Raw genomic sequence first — 18,934 nt, 5'->3', positions numbered from 1 at the left:
GATGAGCGAGTACGACACCAACGATCTGGGTCAACCTGTTGGCAAGCCGGTTTCGGGCGATTTCCCTCGCCCGACACCGCCCTATACGCCAATGGATGGCCAATATTGTTCTGTCGTGCCGCTGGACGTAAACCGGCACGCGCCCGGGCTTTACCGGGCGTTTGCCAACGATACGGACGGTCGCAACTGGACCTACCTGCCCTATGGGCCGTTCGACTCAGAACACAATTTTGTGGAATGGGCCCGCGCGACCTGCATTGATGCCGACCCGATGTTCCACACGGTGCTCGATGAAAACGAGACACCTATCGGCATGGCCTCGTTTCTGCGCATTGAACCTGCGGCAGGTGCGATCGAAGTTGGGCACATCCACTTCTCGCCCCTATTGCAGCGCAGTCCGAAATCGACCGAGACCATGTACCTGATGATGCGCCGTGTTTTCGACGAGTTGGGCTATCGCCGGTATGAATGGAAATGCGATGCTCTGAATGCCGCCTCCTGCGGCGCGGCAGAGCGGTTGGGCTTTATCTTCGAGGGCATCTTCCGGCAAGCGACTCACTACAAGGGTCGCAACCGGGATACGGCGTGGTACTCGATCCTCGACACCGAATGGCCGCGCATCAAAACCGCGTTCGAGGCCTGGCTGTCGCCCGACAATTTCGACCAGACGGGCCAACAGCGACAACCGCTGAAGGCCCGTGCCAAAACTACCGGTTCAGTCGTAAATCCCGAATTCCATCGTCACGTTGACCGAGACTGAAATCTCGCCCCCCGCAACAGGAACACCTCCGCCCTCGGCCATGCTCATCGCGCGCATCTGAGGCGCGGGGCGGACACCGCCAGCCTGTTCGCTGATCGTCTGAACCTGCCCCAAAGTCACGTTGGCCGCCTGCGCCAATTGCTCGGCCTTTGCGGTGGCCTCGGCCACGGCCTTGGCGCGCGCCTCTGCCTGCAGCGGGGCAGGATCCTGGACACCAAAGCTCAGCCCGCCGAAGTCATTGGCGCCGTCCTGAATGACCGCATCCATGATAGTTCCCAGCTTGGTCAGATCACGCACGCGCACCTGTACGTTATTCGAGGCGACAAACCCTGTAATCTCAGGCCGCTCACCGCTGGAGTTGTTGCGACCGGACCAGACCGGCGATAGTGACAAATCGCGAGTTTGCACGTCGCGGGTTTCAACACCCATGTCCTCCAGCCGCTTCAGAATCCGTGCCACGGCATCAGAGGTCGCCTGCATGGCGTTCGATGCCTCTGTATCTTCGTTAGTGACGCCCAGAGTGATGGTTGCCATATCGGGCGCGGCCTGAACGGTTCCGGTCGCATCCACAGTGATGCGACGTTCTTCCGCATGGGCCATGCCTGCTGCAGTCACGGCCATCATCGCGGCCAGAAAAGCGATTTTCTTCAAGGTCTTCCCTCCAAATTCTCTACTAACAACATGGTGGCGACAGGGCGGATCAAACAAGGGGAACTTCCGGCTTTTTCTTTCCCTCGGCGGGAACCTGCTTTAATGTCTCTCTGCGGACGAAATGTCGTTTGCATTGATGCTGACAATTATGGTTCCTCGGGAATATGAAACCCGCCTTTGCGCTGTCTTTTTCTGCGACCGGAATTTCTGTGCATCACCAGTCCGATGGCGACTGGTATTGCATAGGTGAGGTTGCGCTGGATGCGCCAGACCTGAACGCGCAGCTACACGCATTGCGGGACACAGCGTTTGCTCTGGAAAACAACCTGAGCTGCAAGGTTGTGATTCCTGCGGATCAAGTCCGGTTCCTGTCGACGGAAACAGACGGAGAATCGCCCGAGGAACGTGAAAGCCGGGCGCGGTCGGCGCTGGCTGATGCAACCCCCTATTCGGTCGACGATCTGGTCTTTGACACCGCAAGGGCCGGCGCAACCACCCATGTCGCGGCCATCACGAAACAGACGCTAAGCGAAGCGCGCGATTTCGCGACCGAGCACGGGTTCATTCCGGTTCAGTTTACGGCAGACACCAATCCGGACCTCTTCCCGACGGAACCGTTGTTTTCAGAACATACAACGGAATACAAAGACCCAGCGGCACCACACAACAGTGAAACCACTGCGTCTAACGTCCACACCATTGCAAACACCACGCCTCCGGAAGTATTCCGTACGCCATCTGTGGGCGCGGCTCCCAAGGCGACCTCTGAAACGCCGGTCAAGCGATATGTAATCCCGGCCGCAGCCTGCCTCGCAATCGTGCTAGCGTTGGGTGCGTGGGCCCTGATCGCGTCGAATAGAGGCGAAGAAGCGGAAACCGCGCAGAGCGAAACCTCCCCGCCCGCGCCTGAAACTCAGGTCGTTGACGTCGCACCAGAAGTGCAAGCCGAGCCGGAAACACTGCCCCCCGACACAGCTGAGCGCGAACAGGATGCCGCCTCGGCCGACGACACTGACCTTTCAGCCACAGATGCCGCGATCCTCGAAGCGCTGAACGTGGCGCCTACGCCAGTAGAAGAAATCGCTCAGGACCCAGACCCTCAGGACATCCCAGAGCAAGAGGGTATAGAGATCACTGCACCCGAACCTCTGCTGCCCCCGGTTCTGCCGGCACTGGACGAACTGTATCTGGCATCCATCGACAACTCTAACCTGTCCAACGACGCAATAGCCCTGCCTTCAATCGAGAGTTTTGATACCGATTTGCCCTTCGACCAAGTCGCGCTGCCCAGCGTTGCCGGGTCACGGTTCGAACTGAATGAACAAGGTCTGGTCAATCCCAGTGTTGAAGGAGCGACGACCCCAGAGGGGATCGTCGTCTATCTTGGACGTCCATCGAAGGTACCGCCTACCCCTCCTGTCCGATTTGAGCAGGAACCTACACTGGAAGAACCTTCTGACAGGTTGGCAGGGCTGCGCCCCAAATCACGCCCAAGCGACCTGAATGAACGGTTTGAGCGCCAGCAACTGGGCGGGCGCTCACGCGACGAGCTGGCGGCGCTGCGCCCCAAACTGCGCCCGGCATCCCTGCAACGGCAAGAAGTTGAGGAAGAACCGGCGCCAGTAGTGCTGGGAGGATTGAGCGTACCGCGTCCCAAGACGCGTCCAGCGGGTCTAGCCCCTTCGTCAAGCACCCAGACCGCCAGTTTGGGTTCGGCGGCTGGCATCAGTCAGCTTGAGGCCGGGTCGTTCCAGCCAAAAGCCGTAGCTCCCAAGATTCCGTCATCGGCCTCGGTTGCGCGACAGGCTACGATCGACAATGCGTTGAACCTGCGTAAGCTGAACCTGATCGGTGTCTACGGCACACCCGCCAACCGCCGCGCGCTGGTGCGCCTACCCAGCGGTCGCTACAAAAAGTTGAAAGTGGGCGACAGGCTGGACGGTGGCAAAGTCGTCGCCATTGGCGACAGCGAGTTGCGATATCAGAAAAGCGGCCGGAACCTGACGCTGAAAATGCCACGTGGTTAAAGCGGCGGAAATGCCCGCCGCTTCAAATCATTCAATCAAGCAGCTGAAATTTCACCGCTTTCAATCTGTTCGCGTTCAATGGATTCGAACAGAGCCTGGAAGTTTCCCTCACCAAACCCGTCATCCCCTTTACGCTGAATAAACTCGAAAAAGATCGGGCCGATCACGGTTTTCGAGAAGATTTGCAGCAGGATCCGGGTCTCACCGCCATCTACAACGCCCTCGCCGTCGATCAGGATGCCGTGCTTCATCATGCGATCAAGCGGCTCTTCGTGGTCGGTGACGCGGTCTTTGGACATATCGTAGTAAGCGGTGTTCGGGCCCGGCATGAACTTCAACCCTTTCTCGGCAATCGCATCGGTCGATGCATAGATATCCTCGCTGCCCACCGCGATATGCTGAATGCCCTCGCCTTTGTACTTGTTCAGGTAGGATACGATCTGCCCGGTCTCACCACGATCCTCGTTGATCGGAATGCGGATACGGCCACAGGGCGACGTCAGGGCGCGACTAAAGAGGCCGGTATACTTACCCTGAATGTCAAAGAACCGAATTTCACGGAAGTTGAACAGGCTTTCGTAGAACTTAAACCACTTGTCCATATTCCCGCGGTACACGTTGTGCGTCAGATGGTCGAGGTAATAGAACCCGTCGCCGCGCGGCTTGGACTGTTTGGTCCAGGTGAACTCATGGTTGTACGGAGAAGTGTCATGATACTGATCGATGAAGTAGATCAGCGACCCTCCAATGCCCCTGATTGCGGGAACATCCATGGTCTTGTCCGCCGCGTCATAGGGTTCGGCGCCTTTGGCAACCGCGTGTTCATAGGCTTGTTGCGCGTTCACGACCCGCCAACCCATCGCTGATGCGCAGGGGCCGTGCTCGGCAACAAACCGTGCGGCGAAGCTTTCAGGGTCGGCATTCAGGATGTAGGTGACGTCGCCTTGCTGCCACAGCTCAACTGCGGGTCTGTCTGTGTGGTAGCCAACTTTTTCAAAGCCCATCTTGGTGAACAGGTCTCGCAATTCCTGCGGTTCAGGATGCGCAAACTCCACAAATTCAAACCCGTCGGTACCGACCGGGTTTTCTTTGCTGATGACAGACTTCGGGGCGTTATGAGGGAAAGGACCCATGGTGCACCTCTTTCAAAACAGGAATTTCTTTGCTGATTCCAAAATACTCCTTATCTCGCGCTGTTTCTGCGCATAGTTTTCGTGTAACCTAGGATCAAACGCGCAAAAGCCGCATCATTTCTAGCCTGAATGAAGAAAGTCCGCATATGCTGGATGCAACCGACACGCGCCTGCTGTCTGCCCTGCAGAAGGATGCCCATCTGACCGCGCATCAATTGGGTGAAATGCTGAATCTGTCGCCCAGCCAGGCTGGACGACGACGGCAGAGACTTGAGGCCGAAGGGTATATCACCGGTTACGCCGCGCGGCTGGACCCGCTCAAGCTGGGCTTGAACGTTCAGGGATTCGTTCAGGTCCACCTAGGCACGCATGGCCCCGATCAATCGGAAAGCTTCGCCCGTATGGTCGACACGCGCCCCGAGATCACCAGTGCCTGGACGATGACTGGAGAAGCAGATTATTTGCTCCATGTTTATTGCGATGATTTATCTGCGCTCAACCGCTTGCTTCATCAGGTGATACTGCCGCATCCTGCCGTCGCACGAGTGCAAAGCCAGATCGTGATGGACCAGCTCAAGCGCGACGCCCCTTTGCCCACCTGACCTGACCGAAAGGACCGACATGGACGACTTCCTCTATCAGGCCTCGATCTATCTGGCAGCTGCCGTGATCGCCGTGCCCCTGTCGGCGCGCCTGGGGTTGGGGTCCGTGTTGGGGTATCTGGCTGCAGGCATTGTCATCGGCCCTATGTTCGGCCTTGTCGGAGCCGAAACCGAAAGCCTGCAACACGTGGCCGAGTTCGGCGTGGTCATGATGCTGTTCCTGATCGGGCTGGAGCTTGAGCCCCGCGCGCTGTGGGATATGCGGGACAGACTGTTGGGTCTGGGTGGCCTGCAGGTCGGACTGTCCACCGCTGCCATCGCCGGCGTCGCCATGTACTCAGGCCACCCTTGGTCGGTCGCTTTGGCGGTCGGGTTGACCCTGTCGTTGTCCTCAACAGCGATCGTGTTGCAAACGCTGTCAGAAAAGGGGCTGATGCAGACCAATGGCGGTCGGGCCACGTTTTCAGTGCTGCTGACGCAGGATATCGCGGTTATCCCTATTCTGGCGCTGCTTCCTCTGTTGGCGTTGCCTTCCATACCGCATCTGGAAAGCGACGGATCTATCGACCGTGGGGTGAAAGACCTGCACGATACAGGACACCACAGCTTGTCTCTGGTCGAAGGCCTGCCGGGTTGGGCCGTCACCTTGGTAACCATCGGTGCAATCGCGTTCGTGATCCTTGCCGGAGTCTACCTTACACGGCCCCTGTTCCGCTTTATCCACGCGACACGTCTACGTGAGATGTATACCGCGCTGGCGCTTATGATCGTTGTCGGGATCTCTTTCCTGATGACGCTTGTTGGCCTCTCTCCTGCTCTGGGCGCGTTTCTGGCGGGTGTTGTTCTGGCCAGCTCGGAATTCCGGCATGAAATGGAAAGCGACCTTGAGCCGTTCAAGGGCCTGTTCCTGGGCCTGTTCTTCATCACAGTCGGCGCCGGGATTGATATTGCCTATTTCTTCAATGATCCGCTTGAGTTAATCGGGCTGGCCCTTCTGGTTATCCTTTTCAAAGGGATCATTCTGTTTCTGGTCGGACGCGCCTTCAAGCTGCGCGGCCGGGATCACTGGTTGTTCACCCTGGGCCTCGCGCAGGCTGGTGAGTTTGGTTTTGTCCTGCTGGCCTTCTCGACCCAGCAGAACGTCATCCCGTCCGACCTGTCACAAAAACTGCTGATGATCATCGCCCTTACCATGCTGATCACACCGCTTCTGTTCATCATCTACGACCTGCTGTCCCGCCGGATCAGAGACAACGGTCCGCAACCGGAACCAGATAAAATCGACGAGCAAGGCCCGGTGATCATCGCTGGCATCGGTCGTTTTGGTCAGATCGTGAACCGTCTGGTTCGCGCCAGCGGGTTCAAAACTATCGTTCTGGACCATAATATCGAAACCATCCAATTGATGCGGCGCTTTGGCGTTAAAGGATTTCTGGGCGATCCAACCCGGCCCGAGTTGCTGCGCGCTGCAGGGCTTGAGAAAGCGACCGTGCTTGTTGCCGCGATGGACGACCGCAAGCAAGTGACGCGGATCGTCAGCTTTGCCCGGCGTCAGCGCCCGGATCTGCACATCATCGCCCGCGCCCATGACCGCACCCACGTGTACGAGCTGTATCAAGCAGGCGCGAACGACATCGTGCGCGAAATGTTCGACAGTTCACTGCGGGCCGGGCGTTATGTGCTCGAGAATATCGGCCTCAGCGAATATGAGGCCGCACAGGCCGAGCAAACTTTCTACCACCACGACCGTACATCAATCCGCGAATTGGCCGATTTGTGGATCCCGGGAATGCCGACGGCTGAAAACAAGAAATACATCGAACGCGCGCAGCAATTCGAGAAGGATCTGGAAACCGAGCTTTTGGAACTGGCCGAAAAGCACGCCCAGAAATCGGCCTGACCCTGTAATGCGGATCAGGCCTATCGGGTTACCCGTCTGAGACGCCAGCCTCGGCAAAAGTGGCCATGCCAGAATGGCATGCGACCGCGCTTTTCAGAATGTTGATCGCCAGCGCCCCGCCCGAGCCCTCGCCCAGTCGCAAGCCAAGGCTCAGCATCGGTTCTTTGCCGAGTTTTTCCAGCACAGCACCATGCGCGCCTTCTGCACTCTGGTGACCGGCAACGGTGTGATCCAACGCATCGTCCGAGACGTCCGCCAGACAGGCCGCAGCTGCCGAGCAGATGAAACCATCCAGAATGACCGGAATACGCAGAACGCGCGCGGCGGCGATGGCACCGGCCATGGCGGCAATCTCACGACCGCCAAGGCAGCGCAGAACATCCAGCCCGTCGACCGCCCCTGCGTGCAGCGCCACGCCTTCGGCCACCACGCGGGTTTTGTTGATCAGCCCGGCGTCATCCACACCGGTGCCACGCCCGGTCCAGTCTGCCGCATCCCCGCCAAACAGGGCACAGGCGATTGCTGCGGCGGGGGTGGTGTTACCGATCCCCATCTCTCCGACAACCAGCAGGTCGGCCTTGGGATCAACCGCATTCCAACCCGTGCGCAGCGCTTGCAGCAGCTCGTCCTCGGACATGGCCGGGCCTTCGGTGAAATCAGCTGTAGGAGAGTCCAGATTCAGCGCGTGCACATCCATCGTCGCGCCAGCAGCCTTGGCCAGTTGGTTGATCGCCGCACCGCCGTGTTCGAAATTCATCACCATCTGCACGGTCACTTCCGGCGGAAAGGCAGAAACGCCCTGCGCCGTGACACCATGGTTGCCCGCAAACACAATCACCTGCGGAGCGGTAATCTGCGGACGGGCATCCCCACGCCACCCCGCATACCAGATCGCCAGATCCTCAAGCCGACCCAGTGCGCCAGGCGGCTTGGTCAATTGCCCGTTGCGGTCAGCCGCCCCTTGCAGCGCAGCCTCGTCCGGGCCAGGTGCTTGAGTCAAAGTATCACGGAGTGTTTTCAGGTCATTAAGTTCAGGCAGCATCGAAAGCCTCGTTGCATCAGAGTGGTCCTGTGTGTTTAACCGAAGCGTTCGATCCAACAAGACCCGGAAAGGCGCGGGAGTGCATAAAAACGACAACACCCTGATTTCCGCGTGGGACATTCCGCTGGCGTTGGTGCTGCTGACGCGCCTGCCATTACCGCGCCTGCCCGAGAAGATCTTTGCCCGTCAGGCCGATTCCGCCTGGGCTTTCCCCGTGGTCGGGATGGTGGTGGGCCTGCTGGCTTGTGCTGTGGGTTGGGTCTCAATGGCGTTGGGCTTGCCCGCATTGGTCGCGGCTATACTCCTCACCACCACGTTGGTGATTTCAACCGGGGCCATGCATGAAGACGGGCTGGCTGACACCGCGGACGGGCTTTGGGGCGGGTTCGCGCGGGAACGTCGCTTGGAAATCATGAAGGACAGCCATATCGGGGCTTATGGCGTTCTGACGCTGATCTTCAGCCAACTCATGCGTATCGCTCTGATCGCGGCTCTGCTGACGGCTGGCGCTTACGGAGCGATCCTCGCCGCGTGTGTCCTGTCCCGCGCGTTCATGCCGGTTCTGATGAGCGCCCTGCCCAACGCCCGCAACAGCGGTTTGAGCCACTCAGTCGGTGGGCCACGCGGCGCAACGGTTGCGGTCGGGCTTGCGCTGGCCGTTAGCTGCGCGGTGTTTCTGATGGGGTCAGGAGCCGCCCTGCCCGCCCTCGTTGCCGCTCTGGCCGTCGCGGTGCTGGCTTGGGTCGCAAAGGCTAAGATCGGCGGTCAAACCGGTGACATTCTGGGAGCCTCACAACAACTGGCCGAATTGACCTTTGTCACGGCTGCGGTCGCGGCACTTTAGGTCGTACCGCCTGTCTCGATCCTCAGGGTCGCACCGCAATGTTTGCAATGCACCGCGTCCGGATCATGACGGTAGAGCCCGCAACTGGGACATTTGTGGCGCACTTTCTGCGGCATGAAGATCGCCTGTGCCAACCGAACGAAAAGCGCCACGCCGACCACCATGATGAACACCGAAAACAACTTGCCGCTTGGGGTCGACAAGGTGATATCGCCGAATCCGGTCGTGGTCAGCGTTGCCATGGTGAAGTAGAGCGCATCGATATAGGCGGTCTGGCTGTTGTCGGGAATGAAAAACACGAGAACCGCCGTGGAGGTTGCGAACACGAACACCAACAGGTTGATCGCGGCGATAACAGCATCCTCATGGGTCCGGAAGAACTGACTGTCGCGCCGCAGATCGCGCAGCAGGTGGTACGAGTGGATCAGCCGCAATGCGCGTAGAATTCGTACGAAGGCCAGATTTCCAGGCAAGAACGGCTCTAACAGCAACGAGGCGATCACGACGATATCGGCGAGCGTATAGATCTTGCGCAGCAGCTTCCATCTGTCTTTTGCAATCCACAGTCGAGCGAGGAAATCCAGCAGGATTACAAACCCGACGCAGAGGCTGGCAATGGTGATCCCCGGTCCGTGCGGAACATTCGCCGTGGCCACAAAGAACACGATAGACGCGGCATCAAACAGGATCAAACCATAGCGAAACCAGATCGAGACCGGCTCATGTGCGACGTATAGAAACTTAACGGTTTGCTTTATCCCGGTCATGTATCCGCCTCTGGTTACAGGAAAATTAGCGGCAAACGCGAAATTCACCAAGACCAGAGACAAAAAAGGCCGCCCCCTGCAGGAGCGGCCCGAAATTTGGCTTAGGCAGCGATTAGGCGGCGCGCGAGGTCAGAACCTCATCCACCTGTTTGGCTGCCGAAATTTCTCCAGCGCCAGAGACGGCGGCTACTTCGCGGGTCAAACGCTCAAGCGCGGCTTCGTAAAGCTGACGCTCAGAATAGCTCTGCTCGCGCTGATCGTCGGTGCGGTGCAGGTCGCGGACTACTTCGGCAATCGAGATCAGATCGCCCGAGTTGATCTTTTGCTCATACTCCTGCGCACGGCGGGACCACATGGCGCGCTTGACCTTGGCCTTGCCTTTCAGGGTTTTCATCGCCTGGCTGATGACATCAGGCGAGCTGAGCGACCGCAAACCGGACTCGGTTACCTTGTTGGTCGGCACCCGCAGGGTCATCTTGTCTTTTTCGAAGGAGATGACGAACAGCTCAAGCGAGAACCCGGCGACTTCCTGTTCTTCGATCGAGATGATCTGACCCACGCCATGCGCAGGGTAAACAACATAGTCGTTCGGGCGGAACTCAAGCTTTTTCGACTTAGACATACAGGTTCATCCTTGGTTACAGAGCGAGATACAGGACGACAAAACCCCCAAGCCGGAGCCTCTACCGGCTCCGCCAAGCGGCTGGTTTGTCATAAAATCAGAACTCCAAAGCAGTCATACTTACGGAGTACATCCCCATCTCATTCAACATTCGCTTCTGATTATATCACAAAATTACGACACCTGAAAGGCCACGCCCTTTTTCGACTGTGAAACCTTATGTTTTTCAAGGCGATGTAAGCTGTTTCTATACCTGAACGAACAAGTTCAGAGGGCGAATCGCTTAACCACCTTCGCCGGGCGCTTCCGAGAAATACTTCTCCATCTTGCCCTCTTCACCGTCGCGTTCTTCCGCCTCGGGCAGCGGGTCTTTCTTTGTCACGATCACCGGCCATTGTTCGGAATACTTCCGGTTAAACTCGACCCACTGATCCATGCCAGGCTCGGTATCGGGACGGATGGCGTCAGCCGGGCATTCCGGTTCGCACACACCACAGTCGATGCATTCGTCGGGGTGAATGACCAGTGTGTTCTCGCCTTCGTAAAAGCAATCGACTGGACAGACCTCGACACAGTCGGTGTATTTGCAGGCGATGCAGTTTTCTGTGACGACGTAGGTCATGGTCGGATTCCCGTTTGCGGTTTGGGCGACTAGCTAATCCAGTATTGCATTGTCTTCAAGGGAGGATCAGCCCTCTTTGGTGCGAGAAAGATCAAGCGCGCGCCGATCTTTCTTGGTCGGACGACCTTTTCCCTCGAAACCCGGATTTTTGGGCGGAGCGTCCTGTTTTTCCGTCATTTCGAAGTACAACGTCTGCGCCTCGGGCGCAGGGCCGCGGCGTTCACCGAGCTTTTCGACCCGAACCACCCGCACAATGCGGCCTTGTGGGAAGGTCAGAACGTCTCCGGGTCCTACGGCTTGCGCCGGTTTCAGGACCCGGTTTCCGTTCAAACGGACGTGACCGCCGCTGACCTGTTTGGCGGCCAGACTGCGGGTCTTGAAGAACCGCGCCTGCCACAACCATTTGTCGATCCGCAGCTTGGCCTCAGCCATCGGCGTTTAGTTACCGTCCTTCAAACCCATCAACGCGGCTGCGAACGGGTTATCGGGATCGATCGCCTTTTCCTTCTTGGGCGGACGCGAGGAGAAGGACTTGGCACCTTGTGGTTTGCCGCCCTTTTTGCCCTGCGGCTTGCCGCGCCCGTCCTGAGGCTTGCCACGCGGTTTGCCCTTGCCCTGCCCCTGCCGCTGTTCTCGGCGCGGGCCACGGTTGGCTTGACGCTGACGACCCCAGGTGAAGGTGTAGAATATCTCAACCTCGGGCTCTTCCGATGCCGGAGCCTCGGCTGGCGCCTCGGTGCTTTCGGTGGCCTCGGCTGGCGCCTCGGCGGGGGTGGCGACCTCTTCGGTTGCCGCCTCAGGCGCCGGGGTTTCTTCGGCTGGCGGTTGCTCGGTCGCTTCGGCTACAGGTGCCTCGACCGGTGCCGCCTTGACCTTTTCACGCTCGCCGCGCTCGGCGTTGTAGCCAAGCCCTTTCATCAGGTCGGCGAACTGTTCCAACGTCATACCAGTGATCGACAGCATATCGGGCTTGGCTTCGAACCCACCACGGCTGTCTTCGGCGCGCAGCATGTCGGCCAGACGTTCCAGCATATCGATCCGAATAGAGCGTTCGCCCGCATCGCGGTAACCGCACATGGTGTCGTAGCCTGCGGGCGCATCCTTGGCGACCGGTACAGTGACAAGACCCGGAGGCGGTGCTTCGGGGAATTCCTGCAGTCCGTTGGACAGCGCCCACAGCACTAGACGCAGGCGCGTCGGTGCCGGTTTCAGCAGCAGCGGCATGAAGATCGTGAACTGACCAAAGCGGATGCCGTGCTTGCGCAGCGCACCTCGGGCATCCTGATCCAGATCCTTGACCTCTTGGGCAACGCCAGCGCGAGGCAGCACACCCAACGCTTCGACCATACGGAAGGCGAACCCTTTGGCGAGGCCAGTCAGTTCTTCGTCACGCGACAGGGTCAGCAGCGGCTCAAACAAAGCAGCCACTTTGCGGTCGATGAAGTGCTGCAGGCGGCGCTGCACCTTCTGTTCGACGTCAGGTCCCGCGGCCTCGTCCACAAAAACCTCGACCATCGGCTTAAGAGGCTCTGCCCCGGCAACCAGTTTGCCGACTGCATATTCGCCCCACATCAGGCCACCCTGATCGGTGAAATCAATTTCGGTATCGGGCGCGTTGTAGAAGCGATCAGCACGCAGATGGAATTGCGGCGCGAGTGCTTGCAGGGACGCCGATTTCAAAGCTTTCGCCTCGGTTCCTTGCGCGCTTTTGTCCGGACTAAACCGGAACCCTTCCAGACGACCGACGAATTCGCCTTCGACGGTCACTTCACCCTTGTCATTTACTTCGGCCAAAAGGGCCTCCTTCTGTTTGAGCCGGCGCAGCAACACAGATGTGCGCCGGTCCACAAATCTTTGCGTCAATCGGTCATGTAATGCATCCGACAGCCTGTCTTCTACAGTGCGCGTTTCGTCTCGCCAATGTGATTCGTCACGCACCCAACCGTTTCGCTGCGCAACATATGTCCAAGTGCGAATATATGCCAACCTTTTGGAGAGTGCGTCAATATCGCCATCCGTACGGTCGATCCGGCGTATCTGCCTAGCCATAAAGTCATCCGGGATCGAACCGCGTTCATGCAAGTGGCCATATATCACTTCGAGCAGATTGGCGTGTTCGGCATGGCTAATACCACGAAAATCGGGAATTCGGCACACATCCCACAGCAAACGGATCGATTTGCCATCGCTGGCGCGAGCCGCAACCTCAGCCACTTGTGACAGCGATTTCAGCACGTTCAAATCGTCAGCGGGCCGCGCCTTGATCAGATGTTCGTCATTCGGGCTGACCTCAAGCGAGTCGATCAGCGCGTCAACTGAGCCGAACCTGAGGGCGGCATTCCGCCAGTTCAGTTTTTTCATCGGCGTGAACCGGCTGTCCATGATGGCTTGCGCCACGCCTTCTTCCAATGGCGGGGCCTCTCCGGTCACACCGAAGGTGCCGTCAGACATGCCGCGCCCGGCGCGGCCTGCAATCTGGGCCAATTCATTCGGCGCAAGCGGACGCATCCGGCGCCCGTCGAATTTGGTCAGCGAGGAAAAGGCGACGTGATCGACATCCAGGTTCAGCCCCATCCCGATTGCGTCGGTCGCGACCAGATAGTCGACCTCGCCATTCTGATACAAGTCCACCTGCGCATTCCGTGTCCGTGGGCTGAGCGCCCCCATGACCACGGCCGCCCCACCCTTTTGACGGCGCAGCAGTTCGGCGATGGCATAGACGCTATCGACCGAAAACCCGACGATGGCGCTGCGCGGCGGCATCCGGCTGATCTTCTTGGAACCAGCGTAAACCAATTGAGACATCCGTTCACGACGCACGAACTGCGCCTCGGGCACCAGTGCCGCGATGGGGCCACGCATTGTATCTGAGCCGAGAAACAGCGTCTCATTAGTGCCGCGTGAACGCAGCAGGCGGTCGGTGAAGACGTGTCCGCGCTCGGGATCGGCGCAGAGCTGAATCTCGTCAATGGCCACGAAGTCCGCGCCCATACCCTCGGGCATCGCTTCGACGGTGCAGACCCAGTATTGAGTACGCGGGGGTACGATCCGTTCTTCCCCAGTGACTAGCGCCACAACGGACGGGCCGCGAATGGCTACGATCTTGTCATATACCTCGCGCGCTAGCAGACGCAGCGGCAAGCCGATCACACCGGTCCGGTGCCCCAGCATCCGCTCGATTGCGTAGTGCGTTTTACCTGTGTTGGTCGGGCCAAGTACGGCCACGATTCGGGATGACCCGCTCACCTTTGCCCCCTGCCCCGGTTCTTTAGAGGGCCGAGCCCTCGACCTGAGGCTTCAGTCGATTCACAGCATTGGTTACTTCTTCATGATGCGGATGTATAGCCAGCGCGCGCTCATAGGCACCCAGCGCCTTGTCGGGCTGTTCGATGATCTCGAAGATCAGGCCAAGGCCATAGATAGCCTCGTAATTATTCGGGTTCAGCGTCAGCGCGTGTTCCAGATCAGCGGCGGCCATGCCAAAGCGATCCATCCCGAAAAACGCCGAAGCCCGCAGGTGCCAGCCTTCGGCAAAGCCGGGCGCGTGATCGGTCAGTGCCGTCAGATGTTCGATGGCGGCCAATGTATCGCCATCCTCAAGAGCCTCGCGTCCGCGTTCTAACAGCAAGTCCGCCGAGGCAGAGCCAGACTGAGCCCACAGCGCCTTGAGCTGCCGGTCCAATCCAATCGCCTGTTCCGGTGTGGCCAGCGCCAGTTGCTGCAGCAGCGCGTCCTCATCCCTCAGGTCCGCCTGTTGCGCGGCGGAACTGGTGGAAAACATGACCGTGACAAAAAATGCCGCGACGGTACCTTTGAGATTGTTTGTTGCAATGCTCATAACAATGTTCAGTGTAGCGTTGCGACCGGGGATGTCCATTCACGGCGCAGAAACAAAATGAGGAACACCATGAGCGACACCCTTGAAAAAGCCGCAGCGGCGCTGAACGAAAAACTGACCGGCGGCGATTTCGACGCTTCGGCCAAGTTTGCAATCGCCGATCTAGGCGCTATCGTTCTTGATGCAAACGGCGCACGTGTCAGCGACGAAGAGGCCGACGTAACCCTGAGCGCCGATGCAGACACGTTTGAACAAATTCTCAGCGGCGACCTGAACCCCACCGGTGCGTTCATGTCAGGCAAGCTGAGCGTTGACGGTGACATGGGTGTTGCCATGAAACTTGCCTCGGTGCTGGCCTGATGCAGTTCTCGCCGGCCCCTTTTTATGAAGACGTGGCCGGCGGACCCGCCGGTGGTGCGGCCCATTGGGTGACAACTGCAGATGACACCCGTATCCGCATGGGCCACTGGCGCCCCGAAGGCGAGGCAATCGGCACGGTAATGATGTTCCCGGGCCGTACAGAGTACATCGAGAAATACGGTGATTCCGCAGCCGAGTTCGTTGGGCGCGGTTTTGCGTGTCTGGCCGTAGACTGGCGTGGTCAGGGGCTGGCGGATCGCCTGCTGGATGACCCACGCGTCGGGCATGTCGAACAGTTCACCGACTATCAGCACGATGTGCAGGTCACGCTTGAACTCGCTGACGAATTGGACTTGCCGAAACCTTGGTATGTGATTGGTCATTCGATGGGTGGCGCGATCGGGCTGCGTGCGGTTCTGGAACGCGACTGCTTTGCCGCTTGCGCGTTTACCGGCCCGATGTGGGGCATCTTCTTTACTCCGATCATGAAGCCTCTTAGTCGGTTGACCGCCTATTGGGGGCCGCGGATCGGACTGGGGGAAAAAACCCCTCCAACCACTTCGTTGGAAAGCTATGTTGCCTCGCAACCCTTTGACGGCAATGTGCTGACACGTGATCCGGCGATGTACCAGATGATGAAAGATCAACTAATCGCGCACCCGGAACTGGCCCTCGGCGCACCATCGACAATCTGGCTGCGCGAGGCGTTGGACGAATGCGCCTGGTTGATGGAGCAGACCGCCCCCGCGACGCCCTGTCTGACCTTTCTGGGCAGCCACGAGCAAATCGTTGACCGCAAAGCGATCCGCGCGCGGATGGCGAATTGGCCCAACGGCACTCTGGTTGAAATTCCCAAAGGCGAACACGAGGTACTAATGGAGCCGCCCGGGGTGCGCGGCCCAGTATATGACCAATTGGTGGCTCATTTTCTGGCCGCTCAATCGAACACCGCACCTGCGCCTGCCCTGTCGAACTAAAGAAACGCTCACGCAAAGGCGGCTTGTGATCCGGGCCGCCCGCGCCTAGATGTTTGCGAAAGCAGATTTTCCGAGGTGATTCATGCGCGACCTTCCCTTTCCCGTCCGTGACGCAAACGCAGCCGGAGGAACCGGCGATCTTGGCAACCTGCCGGAATGGGATCTGACCGACCTCTACAGTTCAGAAGAGGCGCCAGAACTGGATCGGGATCTTGAATGGCTTGACGGCGAATGCGCATCCTTTGCGGCAGACTACGAAGGCAAGCTGGCCGATCTGGACGCCGAGGGCCTGCTGACCTGCGTGCAGCGTAACGAAAAGATCAACTCGATTGCTGGGCGCATCATGTCTTTCGCCGGTCTGCGGTACTACCAACTGACCACCGATGCCGAGCGCGCCAAGTTCCTGTCGGACATGCAGGAAAAGATCACCATCTTCACCACGCCGCTGGTTTTCTTCACGCTGGAAATCAACCGCATCGACGATGACGCTCTGAAGGCTCTTTTCGATGCCAACGCAGATCTGGCCCGATACGAGCCGGTCTTCCGTCGCATCCGCGCGATGAAACCCTATCAGCTGTCCGACGAGTTGGAAAAATTCCTGCACGATCTGGGCGTGGTCGGCGACGCGTGGGAGCGTCTGTTCGACGAAACCATCGCCGGTCTGACCTTTACCGTTGATGGCGAAGAGTTGAACATCGAAGGCACCCTGAATCTGCTGACAGAACAGGACCGCAGCAAACGCGAAGCCGCCTCGCGCGAGTTGGCAAACGTGTTTCAGGATAACATCAAAACCTTCGCCCGCGTGCACAACACACAGGCCAAGGAAAAGGAAATCGTTGATCGCTGGCGCAACATGCCGACCGCTCAGACCGGTCGCCACCTGTCCAACGACGTCGAGCCCGAAGTGGTCGAGGCCCTGCGCGAGGCCGTCGTGGCCGCCTACCCCAAGCTAAGCCACCGCTATTATGAACTGAAGCGCAAATGGCTGGGGCTGGACGTGATGCAGGTCTGGGACCGCAACGCGCCGCTACCGATGGAAGACACTCGCGTCGTTGGTTGGGATGAGGCCGAAAAAACCGTCATGGACGCCTATAACGCCTTCGATCCCCGCATGGGAGAAATCGCAGCGCCGTTCTTTTCAAAAGGTTGGATCGATGCCGCCGTGAAACCGGGCAAGGCTCCGGGCGCGTTTGCGCATCCGACCGTGACCGACGTTCACCCCTACGTGATGCTCAACTATCTGGGCAAACCGCGTGACGTGATGACCCTGGCGCATGAGCTGGGTCATGGAGTCCATCAGGTGCTTGCCGCAGATCAGGGTGAAATGCTGTCCTCAACCCCGCTGACGCTGGCCGAGACCGCATCCGTTTTCGGTGAGATGCTGACCTTCCGCAAAATGCTGGATCAGGCCGAAACCCCGGAACAGCGCAAGGTGCTGCTGGCCGGTAAGGTTGAGGACATGATCAACACGGTCGTCCGCCAAATCGCCTTCTACGACTTCGAATGCAAGTTGCACGCCGCCCGCCGCGACGGCGAATTGACCCCGGACGACATCAACGCCCTGTGGATGAGCGTTCAGGCCGAAAGCCTTGGGCCCGCATTCGAAATCATGGAAGGCTATGAAACCTTCTGGGCCTATATCCCACACTTTGTGCACTCACCCTTCTATGTCTACGCCTATGCGTTCGGAGACGGCTTGGTGAACGCTCTCTATTCGGTTTACGCAAGCGGATCGGACGGGTTCGAGGACAAGTATTTCGAGATGCTGCGCGCTGGTGGATCGAAACACCACAAAGAATTGCTGGCCCCGTTCGGGTTAGACGCAAGCGATCCAAAGTTCTGGGACAAGGGTCTATCGATGATCTCGGGCTTCATCGACGAACTGGAAGCGATGGAAGACTGATCACTTTTGGCTTTTGGTGGTCAAGAACACGGCGGCCACGATCAACGCGGCACCAAGGGCTGCAATCGGCGTGATTGCGGCCCCCAGAAATAGGGCCGAGTTGATGAAAGTGAACACAACTGAGGCTGCAAACATCAGCGTCGCTGTCAGCGTCGACACCCGCGCGGCGGCCTCATACCAAAGATAGTAGGCCAACGCGGTTGGGAGCACCCCCAGCAAAAGCAGGAACACCAAGTCATTGATCGTTGGAACCTGCAGCGAAAACACGGCCAATGGCAACAGCAATACGCCTGAGCATGTGAAGACGCCCAACAGGAAATTCAGCCGTTCCCCTGTCGATTTTGAGTTGCGCATCGCCCGGCTGCTAGAGATCAGAAACACCGCCCAGCTGAGCCCTGCCCCGATTTCCAGAAGATCGCCGAACAAAGGCTCTCCGCCCCCCCGAAAATCCCGGAAAACGGTCAGGAACACGCCCAGTATGGCCAGACCAGTGGCCAGAACGTCCGTACGCGTAACGGGTGTATCCGCGAAGAAATAGAGGAATACCAGAACAAAAAACGGCGCGGTGTTCTCCAACACCATCGCATTGGCGGCACCGGTGTGTTCAAGCCCGATATGGAAGAGGATGTAATTGACTACCGTCGACAGAACGGCCAGCCGAAAACTCCAATCCGCAAGCCGGATCGATACGGAAATACGCATCACGCGCAACATGCCATAGATGGCCAGAGCGGCGATGAACAGGCGCGTCACGGCGATTTGAAGCCCACCCAGATCACTGGTCAGATAACGGACGATGACGCTGTGCGTGCCCCACAGGAATGCGGCGAGAAACCCAAGAACCAGACCGTTTTCCAGAAGCTTGGCTTTGGGCATCGCGCAGCCC

The 18,934-nt window shown here is 58.6% G+C and carries 18 protein-coding genes; 8 read left to right on the top strand and 10 right to left on the bottom strand.

Translation table 11 applies throughout. The features are described 5' to 3' along the window. The first annotated feature begins 1 nt into the window (after position 1). A complete protein-coding gene (locus GOW98_RS09000; protein WP_170331154.1) occupies positions 2-760 on the top strand; it encodes a GNAT family N-acetyltransferase in 759 nt (252 codons plus the stop codon). On the opposite strand, the gene GOW98_RS08995 is transcribed toward GOW98_RS09000, so the two are convergent. Then, a complete protein-coding gene (locus tag GOW98_RS08995; protein WP_170331152.1) occupies positions 716-1,411 on the bottom strand; it encodes an SIMPL domain-containing protein in 696 nt (231 codons plus the stop codon). The genes GOW98_RS09000 and GOW98_RS08995 overlap by 45 nt on opposite strands. Positions 1,412-1,575: 164 nt before the next feature. On the opposite strand from GOW98_RS08995, the gene GOW98_RS08990 reads away from it, so the two are divergent. Next, positions 1,576-3,438, top strand: a complete 1,863-nt coding sequence (locus tag GOW98_RS08990) for a hypothetical protein (protein WP_170331150.1) — start codon at positions 1,576-1,578, stop codon at positions 3,436-3,438. Positions 3,439-3,473: 35 nt separating this feature from the next. On the opposite strand, the gene hppD is transcribed toward GOW98_RS08990, so the two are convergent. Then, entirely contained in the window at positions 3,474-4,571 is a 1,098-nt protein-coding gene (gene hppD / locus GOW98_RS08985) for a 4-hydroxyphenylpyruvate dioxygenase (protein WP_170331148.1), read from the bottom strand. 146 nt (positions 4,572-4,717) lie between these two features. Between hppD and GOW98_RS08980 the strand changes: the two genes are divergently transcribed. Further along, complete coding sequence (locus tag GOW98_RS08980) at positions 4,718-5,173, top strand: Lrp/AsnC family transcriptional regulator (RefSeq protein ID WP_170331146.1); 456 nt, start codon at positions 4,718-4,720, stop codon at positions 5,171-5,173. A 19-nt stretch (positions 5,174-5,192) separates the two neighbouring features. After that, a complete protein-coding gene (locus GOW98_RS08975; RefSeq protein ID WP_170331143.1) occupies positions 5,193-7,073 on the top strand; it encodes a monovalent cation:proton antiporter-2 (CPA2) family protein in 1,881 nt (626 codons plus the stop codon). A gap of 28 nt (positions 7,074-7,101) precedes the next feature. Here GOW98_RS08975 and cobT read toward each other — a convergent pair whose 3' ends face one another. Next, the gene (gene cobT, locus GOW98_RS08970; protein ID WP_170331141.1) at positions 7,102-8,115 is read right to left on the bottom strand and encodes a nicotinate-nucleotide--dimethylbenzimidazole phosphoribosyltransferase; all 1,014 of its coding nucleotides are present in this window, start codon (positions 8,113-8,115) and stop codon (positions 7,102-7,104) included. Between the two features lie 79 nt (positions 8,116-8,194). Here cobT and cobS point away from each other — a divergent pair, with 79 nt between their 5' ends. Continuing rightward, complete coding sequence (cobS, locus tag GOW98_RS08965) at positions 8,195-8,959, top strand: adenosylcobinamide-GDP ribazoletransferase (RefSeq protein ID WP_170331138.1); 765 nt, start codon at positions 8,195-8,197, stop codon at positions 8,957-8,959. On the opposite strand, the gene GOW98_RS08960 is transcribed toward cobS, so the two are convergent. From GOW98_RS08960 to GOW98_RS08935, 6 genes are all read right to left on the bottom strand, one after another. Continuing rightward, positions 8,956-9,726: an ion channel gene (locus tag GOW98_RS08960; protein ID WP_170331136.1), complete on the bottom strand. Its 771-nt coding sequence runs from the start codon at positions 9,724-9,726 to the stop codon at positions 8,956-8,958. The two genes, cobS and GOW98_RS08960, sit on opposite strands and share 4 nt — an antisense overlap. Before the next feature lie 112 nt (positions 9,727-9,838). After that, a complete protein-coding gene (locus GOW98_RS08955) occupies positions 9,839-10,348 on the bottom strand; it encodes a CarD family transcriptional regulator (protein ID WP_170331134.1) in 510 nt (169 codons plus the stop codon). 283 nt (positions 10,349-10,631) lie between these two features. Next, positions 10,632-10,970: a ferredoxin FdxA gene (fdxA, locus tag GOW98_RS08950; protein WP_170324594.1), complete on the bottom strand. Its 339-nt coding sequence runs from the start codon at positions 10,968-10,970 to the stop codon at positions 10,632-10,634. A 66-nt stretch (positions 10,971-11,036) separates the two neighbouring features. Then, the gene (locus tag GOW98_RS08945; protein ID WP_170331132.1) at positions 11,037-11,402 is read right to left on the bottom strand and encodes an RNA-binding S4 domain-containing protein; all 366 of its coding nucleotides are present in this window, start codon (positions 11,400-11,402) and stop codon (positions 11,037-11,039) included. Positions 11,403-11,408: 6 nt separating this feature from the next. After that, positions 11,409-14,216 carry a helicase-related protein gene (locus GOW98_RS08940; protein WP_170331130.1) on the bottom strand — a complete coding sequence of 936 codons (2,808 nt, stop codon included), beginning with the start codon at positions 14,214-14,216 and terminating at the stop codon, positions 11,409-11,411. 22 nt (positions 14,217-14,238) lie between these two features. Next, a complete protein-coding gene (locus GOW98_RS08935; protein ID WP_437436854.1) occupies positions 14,239-14,808 on the bottom strand; it encodes a tetratricopeptide repeat protein in 570 nt (189 codons plus the stop codon). A gap of 69 nt (positions 14,809-14,877) precedes the next feature. On the opposite strand from GOW98_RS08935, the gene GOW98_RS08930 reads away from it, so the two are divergent. From GOW98_RS08930 to GOW98_RS08920, 3 genes are all read left to right on the top strand, one after another. After that, complete coding sequence (locus GOW98_RS08930; protein ID WP_170331126.1) at positions 14,878-15,168, top strand: SCP2 sterol-binding domain-containing protein; 291 nt, start codon at positions 14,878-14,880, stop codon at positions 15,166-15,168. After that, complete coding sequence (locus GOW98_RS08925) at positions 15,168-16,145, top strand: alpha/beta fold hydrolase (protein WP_170331123.1); 978 nt, start codon at positions 15,168-15,170, stop codon at positions 16,143-16,145. The genes GOW98_RS08930 and GOW98_RS08925 overlap by 1 nt, the downstream gene beginning before the upstream one ends. Before the next feature lie 82 nt (positions 16,146-16,227). Beyond that, positions 16,228-18,048, top strand: a complete 1,821-nt coding sequence (locus GOW98_RS08920) for a M3 family oligoendopeptidase (RefSeq protein WP_170331121.1) — start codon at positions 16,228-16,230, stop codon at positions 18,046-18,048. On the opposite strand, the gene GOW98_RS08915 is transcribed toward GOW98_RS08920, so the two are convergent. Beyond that, a complete protein-coding gene (locus GOW98_RS08915; protein WP_170331119.1) occupies positions 18,049-18,924 on the bottom strand; it encodes a DMT family transporter in 876 nt (291 codons plus the stop codon). It abuts the gene before it with no gap. Positions 18,925-18,934: the final 10 nt, after the last annotated feature.

It is taken from the genome of Ruegeria arenilitoris, assembly GCF_013032445.1.
GTDB classification, from domain to species: Bacteria; Pseudomonadota; Alphaproteobacteria; order Rhodobacterales; family Rhodobacteraceae; genus Ruegeria; species Ruegeria arenilitoris_F.
This window is presented reverse-complemented; position numbering and strand designations above follow the sequence as displayed.